Annotated in this window: 10 protein-coding genes and 1 pseudogene; 6 read left to right on the top strand and 5 right to left on the bottom strand. The window is 36.9% G+C overall.

The genetic code is table 11. From position 1 onward, the window contains the following. Positions 1-437 precede the first annotated feature (437 nt). The 4 genes from AC4NPH_RS06965 (at position 438) to AC4NPH_RS06950 (ending at position 8,038) form a co-directional block, all read left to right on the top strand. Positions 438-1,859, top strand: a complete 1,422-nt coding sequence (locus AC4NPH_RS06965; RefSeq protein ID WP_098314615.1) for a YfcC family protein — start codon at positions 438-440, stop codon at positions 1,857-1,859. A gap of 63 nt (positions 1,860-1,922) precedes the next feature. Continuing rightward, positions 1,923-3,095, top strand: a complete 1,173-nt coding sequence (gene iadA / locus AC4NPH_RS06960; protein ID WP_098314614.1) for a beta-aspartyl-peptidase — start codon at positions 1,923-1,925, stop codon at positions 3,093-3,095. 108 nt (positions 3,096-3,203) lie between these two features. Further along, positions 3,204-5,774 carry a cyanophycinase gene (locus tag AC4NPH_RS06955; protein WP_098314613.1) on the top strand — a complete coding sequence of 857 codons (2,571 nt, stop codon included), beginning with the start codon at positions 3,204-3,206 and terminating at the stop codon, positions 5,772-5,774. Positions 5,775-5,992: 218 nt separating this feature from the next. Then, on the top strand, positions 5,993-8,038 hold the full coding sequence (locus AC4NPH_RS06950; RefSeq protein ID WP_063671128.1) for a sigma 54-interacting transcriptional regulator: 2,046 nt from the start codon (positions 5,993-5,995) through the stop codon (positions 8,036-8,038). Between the two features lie 75 nt (positions 8,039-8,113). Here AC4NPH_RS06950 and AC4NPH_RS06945 read toward each other — a convergent pair whose 3' ends face one another. The 4 genes and pseudogenes from AC4NPH_RS06945 to AC4NPH_RS06930 all read right to left on the bottom strand — a co-directional run bounded on the left by AC4NPH_RS06945 (position 8,114) and on the right by AC4NPH_RS06930 (position 9,187). Beyond that, positions 8,114-8,548, bottom strand: a complete 435-nt coding sequence (locus AC4NPH_RS06945) for a type 1 glutamine amidotransferase family protein (RefSeq protein ID WP_231101704.1) — start codon at positions 8,546-8,548, stop codon at positions 8,114-8,116. A gap of 38 nt (positions 8,549-8,586) precedes the next feature. Beyond that, positions 8,587-8,715, bottom strand: a pseudogene (locus AC4NPH_RS06940) (cyanophycinase); the annotation flags it as partial. A gap of 29 nt (positions 8,716-8,744) precedes the next feature. Beyond that, a complete protein-coding gene (locus AC4NPH_RS06935) occupies positions 8,745-9,014 on the bottom strand; it encodes a hypothetical protein (RefSeq protein WP_240530843.1) in 270 nt (89 codons plus the stop codon). Then, positions 8,993-9,187, bottom strand: a complete 195-nt coding sequence (locus tag AC4NPH_RS06930) for a hypothetical protein (protein ID WP_234014902.1) — start codon at positions 9,185-9,187, stop codon at positions 8,993-8,995. Before AC4NPH_RS06930 ends, AC4NPH_RS06935 begins: the two co-directional genes overlap by 22 nt. A gap of 421 nt (positions 9,188-9,608) precedes the next feature. Here AC4NPH_RS06930 and AC4NPH_RS06925 point away from each other — a divergent pair, with 421 nt between their 5' ends. Then, on the top strand, positions 9,609-10,877 hold the full coding sequence (locus tag AC4NPH_RS06925; RefSeq protein WP_025601406.1) for an MFS transporter: 1,269 nt from the start codon (positions 9,609-9,611) through the stop codon (positions 10,875-10,877). Positions 10,878-11,120: 243 nt separating this feature from the next. On the opposite strand, the gene AC4NPH_RS06920 is transcribed toward AC4NPH_RS06925, so the two are convergent. After that, positions 11,121-11,867: a phosphorylase family protein gene (locus tag AC4NPH_RS06920; RefSeq protein WP_025601919.1), complete on the bottom strand. Its 747-nt coding sequence runs from the start codon at positions 11,865-11,867 to the stop codon at positions 11,121-11,123. Positions 11,868-12,152: 285 nt separating this feature from the next. On the opposite strand from AC4NPH_RS06920, the gene AC4NPH_RS06915 reads away from it, so the two are divergent. Beyond that, the gene (locus tag AC4NPH_RS06915) at positions 12,153-12,644 is read left to right on the top strand and encodes a GNAT family N-acetyltransferase (RefSeq protein WP_098287219.1); all 492 of its coding nucleotides are present in this window, start codon (positions 12,153-12,155) and stop codon (positions 12,642-12,644) included. Positions 12,645-12,661 lie beyond the last annotated feature (17 nt).

The following is a 12,661-nucleotide window of genomic DNA, read 5'->3' as shown; positions in this document are numbered from 1 at the left end:
CATTGATTTGAACACCCTTTCATTATTCGCAATGCTTTTATAAATAGATTGAAGTTTTATAGTATTAATCTACTTAAAGGAAAGACAATAATAAAATAGTATTTTTTTATGTTTATAGATTAAATTCTTTTATCTTTCTTTTTGCTGCTTTTTTTAAAAAGAACTAGCTAATGCTTCGTGCTCCAGATTTTCTATTAAACAGCTTCTTAATTGGTGATATTAAATTTAAAAAAACACCCAATTACCACCTAAAACATGATTTAATTATATCATAATTCAGAAAATTAAACGGTTATCCGTTGGCACGAAAATTGCTTGTACTGTATATGAGGAATACAAAAGAAAGGAGCAATATGTAGTTGCAGATAAGGAAGCTGCTTTTAAAGAACGAGAAGTCTGTTTAAAGTTATTATTTCACAATGAAGGGGAGAAGAAGAATGAGTGAACTGCAAAAAGAAATGAGTTCATTAAATCAGGTAAGGAAAAAAGAGAGGAAAATAAACGTTTTTGCTTTGTTGTTAGGCTTTCTTGTGATTGCTACTATTTTAACGTATATCTTGCCAGCCGGAGAATACGCACGTGTAGAAGTAGACGGACGAACAACGGTAGATCCTCAGTCGTTTAAATGGATTGATTCTACGCCAGTTGGATTCTTTGATATGGTCAAAGCGATACATACAGGAATGGTAGAAGGAGCCGACATTATCTTTTTTGTATTAATTATTGGCGGTTTCTTTGGTGTACTAAGTGCTACGGGTACAGTAGATGTATTAATTACAACGATGGCTAAAAAGCTTGCTACCCGAGAAAAGTTATTAATTCCTGTTATGATGCTATTTTTTGCGGTAGGAGGATCTTTAATGGGAATGGCGGAAGAAACGCTAGCCTATATTCCTCTTTTAATTCCGCTGGCACTTGCTCTTGGGTTCGACGCATTAACGGGAACTGCCATTGTTTTAATTGGAGCATCAGCTGGTTTTACTACGGCCGTTATGAATCCGTTTACAGTAGGTGTTGCACAAGGAGTAGCAGAGCTTCCTATGTTTTCTGGAATGGGCTTTCGCCTTATCTTATTCGTAGTTGTTTACGCTGTTTCAGTATGGTTTGTCTACCGATATGCAATGAAAGTTAAAAAAAGTCCTTCGATTGGAACATACGGAAAATACAGCATAACTAATGCAAATAAACTTTTAAACTCAGATGCAAAGTTAACTAGAAAGCATAAATGGATTATGGCAGCATTTCTTGTTAACTATGTAATTCTTGCTTTTGGGGTTATTAAGTATAAGTGGTACATTACCGAAATTGCCTCTCTGTTTGTCATTTTGACTATTGTGATTGGGGTTATTGGGAGACTGTCTGTTGAGAATACAGTTAAGTCGTTTACAAACGGGGCAGCAGCATTAGTTGGAGGAGCGCTAGTTATCGGAGTTTCTCGTGCTGTTCTTGTTGTTTTGAATGAAGGTCATATTGTAGATCCTATGCTTCATCAAGTATCTGGAGCCATTCAACATATTCCGGGATATTTAAGCGTCATTGGAATCTACAACTTCCAAGCGCTGATTCACCTTATTTTAGCATCTGGAACAGGTCATGCGATGCTGACAATGCCAATCATGACACCGCTTGCAGATTTGCTTGATATTACAAGACAAACAGCAGTATTATCTTTTTCTTTTGCAGACGGCATCGGAAACATTATTTTCCCGACGGCTGGAACATTAATGGCTGGCTTAGCGATTGCGGGAATTTCATGGACAAAGTGGGCAAAATGGGTGCTGCCGTTAGTCCTTATTCAATATGTGATTGGTCTAATAGCCGTTGTGATTGCTTATTTTATCAATTACGGACCATTTTAAGCATTAAAATTATATAGAAAAATATTATTCGCAAGTCGAGCTTACTAGTAGGAGGAATAGAAGTTGTTAACCTTAATCAAAAACGCAGAAGTATATGCACCACAGCCTTTAGGAAAAAAAGACGTATTACTTGCAGACGGCAAAATCATCCTTATAAAAGATTATATTGAGCATTTAAATACGTCCATTCCTATTGATGTTGTAGACGCCGCTAATCACATTATAGCTCCAGGCTTCATTGACTCACATGTTCATATTATTGGTGGAGGAGGAGAAGGTGGATATAAAACACGCACTCCTGAACTAATGTTAACCGATGCAACGACTGCCGGTGTTACAACTATTGTAGGTGTACTTGGAACAGACGGTACAACAAGAAGAATGGAAAATCTTCTGGCCAAAGCAAGAGGATTAGAAGAAGAAGGGATTAGCTGTTTCATTCACACAGGTTCCTATCAAATACCGGTAAAAACGTTAACCAGCAGCATCGAGGAAGATCTTATTTTAATTGATAAAATTATTGGAGTAGGTGAAATTGCGATCTCTGACCACCGTTCCTCTGAACCGACATTTGAAGAACTGGTAAAGGTGGCTTCCGCTGCCCGCAATGGAGGGATTTTATCAGGAAAAGCTGGAATATTAGAAGTTCACGTAGGAGATGGAGAACGAAAATTATCTTTATTAAATCAAATTGCAGATAAAACAGACCTGCCAATTCGTCAATTTCATCCTACACACATTAATCGAAATGAAGAGCTGTTTAAAGAAGGAATTCAATTTGCAAAACGAGGCGGATATGTAGATTTGACGACTAGCACCATTCCCCATTTTTTAGAAGAAGGGGAAGTGAAGTGCAGCAAAGGGTTACGCATCATGCTTGAAGAAGAAGTTCCGATCTCAAGTATTACGTTTTCATCCGATGGAAACGCGAGCCTACCGTTTTTTGATGATAACGGAGATTATAAAGGTCTTCAAGTTGGAAAAGTGGCTTCTTTATTTCAAGAAGTACGAGATGCAGTATTAGAGGAATCAGTACCTTTAGAAACAGCTCTTCAAGTTATTACCTCTAACCCTGCTAAAGTATTAAAATTGTACAATAAAGGGCATATTCAACCTGGAAAAGATGCAGATTTAGTCCTTTTAGATAAAGAGACGCTAACGATTAAAACAGTTTTTGCTCAAGGTAAGATGATGCTAAAAGATGGTGTTCCTCTTGTGAAAGGAACGTTTGAATAACAGATTTTAGGCTCTAAGCAGCGAAGCATCATTTAACGAACGTATTGTGGAAAGGATATGAGCTAATTAGAAAGAGCTATTGAAATTTGCGTGAAAAGGGGCATTCCAATGAAAAAGAAACTTGTTTCATGTCTGATCAGCTTTACATTACTTTCTTCTTTGAGTACACCGCTGCTTGCAAAAGCACAAGACAATACTCAGGACATTAAAGGCAACCTTGTTATTGCAGGCGGAGGTGTAGGAACATCTAATCACGACATATATGAAAAATTCCTCTCGCTTGCTGGAGGAAAAGAAAAAGCCAAAATAGGGATTATTCCAGCTGCTAGCACAACGCTGCAGTCTTCTGAAAAGTTTAAGAAAGATCTCGTGAAATACGGAGTAAACTCAGATTCTATTCAGATACTTCCCGTTTCAAATCACGATTTTTCTGACACACAAAGGGATGAATCAACTTGGAAGAGCCAAGTAAACGATAAGAAGTTATCCGGTACAATTAAAGGACTAACGGCAGTTTGGTTTGTTGGAGGAGACCAAACAAAAATTGTAGATTCCCTTCGGCAAAATAATGGAAGCGATTCCGAAGCGTTAAAAGCTATTTGGGATATTTATCGTAAAGGAGCAGTAATTGGAGGTACAAGTGCAGGAGCTGCAATTATGAGTGACGTCATGATTACGGGGGGAGACAGTCTAGGAGCTTTAAAAGAAAGTATAGGAAACAAGGCAAATAAGCATGTAAATGAAGGGGAAGACGGTAAAAAAGAGTACGAGCCTTTATCAGTTCAAAAGGGGCTGGGTTTTTTCCAACACGGCATAATCGATCAGCATATGGATGAACGAGCACGACTTGGGCGACTTGCAGTAGCTGCGTATAATTCTGAACGCGACAAAGAACAAAACTTTGCATACGGTGTGGACGAAGATACGGCTATGGTCGTTAATAATAAAGATCAAAAAATTGAAGTCGTTGGACGAAGCGGAGTAGCTGTATTAGACATGAGCAAGGCTAAGCTAAAATCAGCTTCGAGCTTTGTATCTAAGCAAAAAGCGCGTTCAGGTTTAGAGAACATAAAAGTTAGTTACTTATCTCCTGGAGATAAAATTAACTATCATTTAAAGTCATTTGAATTTCCAAAAGATAAAGTAGAAACGAAGGGATTTGAATATTATTCCTTTAACGCACTGCCTGCTACGGGTGTTTTTACGCCATATGGAAGATTAAAGGCTTATTTATCCTATTCTCTTGTTGACAATGAATCGATGAAATCTGCCAACAGCTATGTTTATGACAGTCAAGGGTGGGGATATGAAATTGCTTTTCGAAAGAATAGTGATACAAACGGCTACTGGAGATATACTGACGGACAAAAAGATGATTATTCCATCGTAAATGTAGGAATGGATATTACGCCCAAAACCGTTAAATTCCAGCCGGATAAAGAAACTAGTTTAACTTATAAAAAATCTACCTTTTCTCCATCTGAAAGTCCTGTATACGATTCGATTAAAGGTAAGCTCTTAATTGCAGGAGGAGCACTTGGCAGCAGCAATTCAAGCGTGTATAACAAGTTTATTAATCTTGCAGGAGGAAAACAGGCCAAAATAGGAATTGTGCCTGCAGCGAGTACTAAGTTTGATTCCTCTAGTCATTTTAAAGAAGATTTAATTAAATACGGAATGAAGGCAGAAAATATAGAAGTTTTACCTATTTCAAACCATGACTTTAAAGGAACTTCTGAAAATGAGTCGAATTGGAAAGCAAATATGAATAGTGATAAACTAGCGCAAAAAGTTAAAGGGCTAACAGGCATTTGGTTTGTAGGAGGAGATCAAACCTTGATTACGGGCTCGTTGCGTAATGAAAATGGTTCGGACTCAAAAGTTTTACAAGCCATATGGCATACGTATAAAAATGGAGCAGTACTTGGCGGTACGAGCGCCGGCGCGGCGATTATGAGTAATACTATGCTCGCAGGCGGAGATAGCTACGGAGCGCTTTCATACGGATTTACAGACACATACGATGATATGACTCAGCAAGAAGGCGGGCCTGCTTATTTGGAAAAAGGTCTTGGCTTTTTCCAATACGGTCTTGTAGATCAGCATTTTGACAACAAAGCAAGACTCGGACGTCTTATTGCAACAGCATATGAAAAAGGAAATAAAAATCAGCTTTCTTACGGAATTGATGAAGATACTGCTATGGTAGTAAATAATAAAGAAAAACAAATAGAAGTTGTGGGAAGAGGCGGCATTACGCTAGTTGACTTAGCGAAGGTACAGGCAAATGACAAATTTCCGAGTGATTACAAAAATATTCTTATCTCTTGTATTACGCCAGGCGACAAAGTAAATATGACAACAAAAGAGATCGTAATAAACCCAGCTAAAACATCTACTAGAAAAAATGAATACTACAGTGAAAAGATTGGGCCGAACACGGGTCTTTTCTCTCCGCACGGTGTATTAAGAAAATTTTTGGCTTACGATCTTATTGATAATGCCCAGAGTAAAGAAATAAAGAGCTATGCGTTTAACCAAAACAAAGGTTTTGAGCTTACCTTCCGAAAAAGCGCTGAAAGCAATGGTTATTGGGCTTATACAGACGGTCAAAAAGACGATTATTCCATTGTGAAAGTTACGTTAGATATCAAACCAATAAAAGTAGCTATTAAATAAAAAGAAAACAGAAAGTAATTAAATGCATGTAGAGCTTTGACATAGCGTGCCTCCATCTATTGAAGTGGAGGTTCTTTTTTCTACTTGTTTTATTTGTAATAGGGACAAACGTCCGCTAGATGAAATGCGCAGCAAAGTATAAAATGATAGGTATATATTCCATAAACTAATCTCTGAAGGCAAGTCAAGTTAAAGGCCTGTAGAAAGGTGTCCATACAATGAAAAAGAAATTAGTTTTAATAACAGGAAGCAAGCAAACTAGAATCATTTTACATAATCAATTAAAAGAGTTGTTAGGAGATTACATTTCTATTGAATGCTTTGCGATTGATGAAGAATTACCCGGAAAAATTGATGGCGATGTTGTCCTTTATTCATCGGAGAGTATAAAGCACGAAATGAAGGACAGATTAGACGTTCAGCATGCACATGAAATTGTAGGAAATAGAACGATTCACCATAAACATATAAATGAATTGCTGAAAATCCCTGCCCATACAAAGGTGTTAATTGTAAACGATGATGATAAAGAAACTCTTAAGTTAATAGAGTCTCTCTATCAAGTAGGGATTAATCATGTTCAGTTTATTCCTTTTAAAAAGCAAAAGACCTATTACGAAGGGGTTGAAATTGCTGTTTCTCCAGGTGAGGTTCACTTGTGCCCGCCATATGTAAAACATGTAATTGATATAGGCGTTAGGCTTTTTGACATGGCTACCATTTTTGAACTTATAAAATCATTTGGTTTTAATCAGTCTAATCATTCAATTATTTGGGATCGCTATTTGCGAAACATCATTGTGCTGCAAAAAAAACTAATAGAAGCAGAAGGGCAAATGAAAGAACTTCACCTTCATGTAAAGAGTATTGTAAACGTAGTAGAAGATGGTATTCTTGCCGTGGATTTTAATAGAAAAATTACGTTATTCAATAAAAGGTTAGAATCATTGTTTCAACTAGCTTCTTCTGATGCTATAGATCATGAGATTCAAAGCGTAATTTCTAACAAAAGCCTTGTGGAGTTTATTATATCGTCCAACGAGAAAAGTCAGTACTTTAACATAAACGGGTACGAAATGGTTATCTATAAGTCAATGATTCACGAAAGCAATACTACTGTAGCAACGTTTAAAAGTGTTAATCAAGCTGTTGAAATAGAAGGGAAAGCGCAGTCAGAACTTAGAAAAAACGGTTTTTCTGCTAAGTATAACTATCAAGATATTATAGGAGAACACCCAGCTTTGCTTAAAACGATTGGAATTTCCCAGAAAATGGCTGCCGCTGAGTATCCTATTTTGATTCAAGGAGAAACCGGTACAGGAAAAGAGCTGTTTGCTCAGGCTATCCACAATCATTCTACACGTAAAAATGGACCATTTCTTGCGGTAAATTGCAGTGCCATGACCGATACATTGTTAGAAAGCGAGCTGTTTGGGTACGAAGAAGCCAGCTTTACAGGAGCGCAAAAAGGCGGCAAAAAAGGGCTGTTTGAGAGCGCTGATAAAGGTACAATCTTTTTAGATGAAATTGGTGATATCAGCCCGCGTTTGCAGACCCAGCTTTTAAGGGTGCTTCAAGAAAAAGAAATTAGGCGGGTAGGAGGCACAAGAGTAATTCCTATCAATGTAAGGATAATAGCAGCCACTCACAACAATTTAATACATAAAATGAAAGAAGGTGTGTTTCGAGAAGATTTATACTATCGTTTACATGTATTATCTTTAACCATTCCTCCTTTAAGATATAGAAGAACCGATATTCCTTTACTGATTCATCATTTTATTTCTAAATCGAAAACGTGGACGCATATCCATCCAGAAGCGATGAAGCTGCTTATCGAATATGAATGGTTAGGAAATATAAGAGAATTAAAAGGAGTCATTGAGTATTTGCTTACCGTCTGTGATGAAAACGAAGTGAAAGCAAAAGACGTAGAATATAGGCTTAGTAGTCAAAAAGAGGATCATTCTTTGTATGAAATTGAAAATGAATCGTTGGACTTGATTGAACTTCAAGAAAATCATGCTCTGTTAGAAACGATAAAACAGTGTAATGATACAGGAAAAGCAGCAAGCAGAAAGTGGATTACACAGCATTTAAAAGGCTTTATTCTTACAGAACAGCAGGTGAGAAATCGTTTAGATGTACTAGAAGAAAAAGAGTATATTATAAAGCGCAGAGGCAGAGCAGGAACAAAAATAACAGAAAAAGGACTGCATTATCTATATCATTTAAAAACAAAACAGCACTTGATTCATCCTTGATATACAGGGGAAAGGGAAACTTAACTAATTAAGCTTCCCTTTTTTTATAAAATAATGTAGTCATAAACTCGGCGTTTACGGCTGATTTCCGCCGTAAACTTTTCCTGTAGAAGAAGTAATAACACCGCCGTTTACGTTTAAAGTATAAGCTAATCCTCCAGAACCTGTCCAAGTGGAAAGATTAAAAGTGCTGCCATTAAATAGTTTATAGATAGAAATATTATTAAACGTCAGAGGCTGACCGCTTATACAAGTAGTAGGCGCCTTATTTGTTTTAGCCAGATAAACAGCAGCATTTGTAGAGCCTGGCTGTGTTGCTACTTTAGCTGAACCATCTTTTTCTACCAACAGTGCTGACTGTTCATTAACAGCAATTCCTTTTGCGCTTGTTCCAGTTTCTTCTCCGTCTTGGATATTACGTGCAAGAAATGTTAAAAAGCGCCCCATTCTATCTTGTTGTTCAAAGTGAGTGTCTGTTTGAATGTTGTTATTATGCGGTGTTTGAATCAAATAATCTGTAAAAGAAATAAGAGAACTATACGGGTTGTTTAGCGCTGTTTCGAATCTAAAGTTGTAGAGCCTGCTGAGATAGAATCATAAATGTGATCACCTTGAATCATGGTGCCGGCACTCGTTCCTCCAAAAGGAATGCCCTGCGTAATACGGTTATTTAATGCTGTAAGAGCCGGGGAGCCTTCTAAGAAATCTACGTAATCAGCTTGATTGCCTCCAGCAAAAAAATGCCTTCTGCTTTGTTAATTTTATCAATCAAAGAAGAGTCTGAGCCTGCTCTTATTAAATCATCAACGACAATTGTGCTAACAGAGTTAAGGGGCTTACCTATACTTTTTGCTAGGTCATAGATATATGAATTATAGGCGTCAGTACCCGTCGCTCTTATAACCAAAAAATCTCCGCCGTTTGCCTTTTGAATCATCCATTTGAACGCTTCATCTACATCGGTGCTTCCTCCCATATAGACTTGTCCAAAGTTTGTACTAGTCGCTTTGTCTGCGGTACTTCCGACTTGATAAAACGTGTAAGGTGCAGAAGCAGCGGAAGTGGAGATTGGAAGTAAAAGAGATGCCGCGAGAACAGCACAAGTAATGACCTGCTTTTTAATGTTTTTTTACGTTCAGCTTTTTTCATAAAGTTCTCCTCCTTTAATAGGAGTTCATAGATAAACACGCAAGTTTTATACCAACTTATTGAACACCGGCAAAACAGTGAAAGAAGAATTTTTTTAAAGCTCTATGTGTAATATAGGTTATTTATGGGTCATTATTAAGGTTTTTTACACCCGAAAAATGGCGAGAACGACTCTAACTCGGATGCCTAATAGTGAAAAGAAAATTGCAAAAGGTATACAAGATTACATCCTTCATTGAAAAATAACGTTTAAAAACTTAAAATTATGATAGAAAGGAAAAACAAGGATAAAAAGAAGATCTGGCCGCAATAGCGCCTTATTTATCAAACAGACCTTCATTCTATCAATATCTTCATCGCTTAAACGTTTTATACCAGCATTTCTACGCAGAAAAAATTATACATGAGAGGATCTGTCAAAATGAACAAACAGGAAAGTAGTTACAGATGGGTTGTTTTTGGAACCGCTTTATTAGCATATTATTTGATTGTCAGTCAACGAACAGCCCCTGGACTTATTACAGAACAGTTAATGAAAGATTTTCACGTTTCAGCATCTGTTATAGGGTTAATGACTAGTATACAATTTTTAGCATATGCAGGCCTTCAGATTCCTATTGGTTTACTTTCTGACCGATACGGTCCCAATCGATTTTTGATTATAGGGTCGCTTTTAACTGGAATAGGAAGTCTTATCTACAGCACGGCTCCTAACGAATATGTGTTAATTTTCTCTCGTTTACTAGTCGGTACGGGAGACTCAATGATTTTTGTCAATTTAGTGTTAATTTTAAGTCAGTGGTTTAAGGGAAATGAGTTTGTAAAGCTATTAGGTTTAATTGGGCTGGTAGGAAGTGTAGGTTCATTATCAGCTACCGTGCCTTTGTCTATGTGGATTTCATTTTCAGGCTGGAGAGTTCCTTTTCTTAGCATAGGTCTAGTTTTAATGGCGGTATCCTACCTGCTTTATGTCGTTTTAGTGATAAAACCTAAACGATTATTTCAAGAGGATGCTAAAGCAAATAAATCCTCTGTTAAGACTCCGGAAAGCGTATGGGGGATCCTAAGGAGAGTGATGACGACTCGCCAAGCCTGGGCAACATTTCTTTGTCATTTTGGTGTAGTCGGTACATATATCGGTTTTATTGGTTCTTGGGGAGTTCCTTATGGAATGAATGTGTTCCATTTATCCCGCGCTGATGCAAGTCAGCTTATTATGTATGGTCTGTTTGGCGCTATGATTGGTGGCCCTTTAATCAGCTGGATAACAAGCAGGTTAAATTCCATTAAAAAAATCTATTCACTTATTCACCTTATTGTGGTGCTTAGCTGGACTGGATTATTACTATCCGGCGTGAAACCTTCATTCATGCTAGTCGTTATTTTGCTTTTTATCATCGGCTTTGGAAACGGCGCAAGCGCTTTGACATTTGCCGTAGTACGTCAATCCTTCTCCGTAAAAGAAGTAGGGGTTGTATCAGGCTTTGCCAATATGGGAGGCTTTTTAAGCGCCGTATTATTACCTAGTATTTTCGGAAATGTTCTGGATTTATTTCCCGAACGCTCGCTGCACATCGGGTATCATTATGCTTTTATGATTCCCATTTTGTTTTCAATGATGGGGTTGTTAGGTGTCTTACTAATTAAAGAAAAAGGAAAAAAGGAGCAGAGCGTGCTGAATGCTTCTTAATTCACAATGACTGTCTCATTTACAGTGCAGAAAAATTCGTATCTTTATTATAAGGTTCATTTTTATACTTTCAAGCAGGCAGAAGATAATCGCTTTTATAAGTGGTTATCTTTTTTAGTCTATCCCATTTTTTAGAGTCATATAGAGCTATACTTCTAAAAAGAATAGTATAACTGAGCATTCTACTCCAAATAGATTTTACTCATATCAGTAATACAAAAATTTTTATAAGACAGCACGCTATTAGAATTTACTACTTAAATAAAGAGCCACATCGCGAATTGCTTTATCAGTTTCACTTTCTATTAACTCTCTGTCCTTTGTATACGAATAAACAGTATCACCGTGAAGAAGGAGATCTGATAAATTTAATAAGCCGACAGCGCGCTTGTTGAATTTATGAGCAATGGCTAAAGTGGTAGCTGTTTCCATATCCACCCCGAGAAAATCTGCAAGCGACCATTCTTTTACCATGTCATGCGTCTCGATCAGCATGGCACCCATACTGACCACATGTCCTTTTATATAGCTGTAGCCTTTTTGTTCACAATACCTACAGGCGGCTTCCACTAACTCTTTGTTAGCTTCTACAAGCGTTTGTTCTGGTAAATACCAGTGTGATACGCCATCTTGCATTTTTGCTGCAGATACAATTAAAATATCGCCATATTGTATAGTAGAAGATAAACCTCCAAAATATCCCGTTTGAATAAATAAGTCGGTTCCGCTGCCAGCAAATTGATGTACAATGTTTGACGCCATCGGACTGCCGTATACATTCGCAAATCCTATATTTCTGTTATTGAACTTACCTATTACCGTGTTCCATTTAGGCGTATGAATATCAGTAGATAAGATCTCTTTCCATAAATTTATATTATCTTGGAATTCCCACTCACCATGAATAATAAATGCATTAGGCAGCTCTTTTTCTGATAGCTTTAATACGTTTAGCCAATCTTTTTTTTCAAAATCGCCATATAGTTTCATATCGTTCTCCTTATTCTTTTCATTTAGACTAGTTGGAGAAGAATTCTTCATTACTAGCTTTTATTCCTTTAATTTTTAAAACGAACAACTACAAAATAAATGACGGTTCTGATTTGGAAATGAAGTTATGTGTGCTTTTTTTCTTGTTTTTGACAAATATTTATGACTAAAAAAGGAATTCACCAATAATAAAAGAAATTCCTTACTAACGCTTATTTAAATTAGATAAAGCTGTGAGAAAAGCTCCGTTTAGTTAATGAATGAATAAGAGGAGGGAAGGTACAGGTGTCAAATTATTTTCCCATAATTAAAACAAAAAGGCTTATCCTAAGGGAAATTGTAGCAGAAGACGCAGGCAATATTTTAAAATACCTATCCGATAAAGAAGTAATGAAACACTACGGTCTAGAGCCTTTTACAACGGTTGAGGATGCTTCAAATGAGATTGCGTGGTATAAATCGATCTTAAACGAAAAATCTGGAATAAGATGGGGTATTACTCTTAAAGAACAAGACGACATTATTGGCAGCTGCGGGTTTCTTAATAGAGTTCATAACCATTGCCGTGCAGAAATTGGATATGAGCTAAGCAAAGATTACTGGGGGAATGGGATTGCTAATGCTGCTTCACAAAAATTAATAAAAAAGAATGGCTTTATAAAAGAAGGCCTATTAAGAAGCTATGAATTTACGTGTGGAAAATTTGATGATTTGTACATGTATTCTTTATTAAAACAAGATGTTGACAGGCTTCAACCACATGAAGGGAATATCTAGACATCGTTATTAAGAAT

It is taken from the genome of Priestia sp. MDV22-iso46, from assembly GCF_058629175.1.
Note: the sequence above shows the minus strand (reverse complement) of the source record. Positions and strands in the feature narration are given on the sequence as shown.

Bases quoted from the DNA above. Each gene is read 5' to 3' on its own strand.
- AC4NPH_RS06965 (WP_098314615.1), top strand. From the start codon at position 438: ATGAGTGAACTGCAAAAAGAAATGAGTTCATTAAATCAGGTAAGGAAA.
- AC4NPH_RS06955 (WP_098314613.1), top strand. From the start codon at position 3,204: ATGAAAAAGAAACTTGTTTCATGTCTGATCAGCTTTACATTACTTTCT.
- AC4NPH_RS06950 (WP_063671128.1), top strand. From the start codon at position 5,993: ATGAAAAAGAAATTAGTTTTAATAACAGGAAGCAAGCAAACTAGAATC.
- AC4NPH_RS06935 (WP_240530843.1), bottom strand. From the start codon at position 9,014: ATGGGAGGAAGCACCGATGTAGATGAAGCGTTCAAATGGATGATTCAA.
- AC4NPH_RS06930 (WP_234014902.1), bottom strand. From the start codon at position 9,187: ATGAAAAAAGCTGAACGTAAAAAAACATTAAAAAGCAGGTCATTACTT.
- AC4NPH_RS06925 (WP_025601406.1), top strand. From the start codon at position 9,609: ATGAACAAACAGGAAAGTAGTTACAGATGGGTTGTTTTTGGAACCGCT.
- AC4NPH_RS06920 (WP_025601919.1), bottom strand. From the start codon at position 11,867: ATGAAACTATATGGCGATTTTGAAAAAAAAGATTGGCTAAACGTATTA.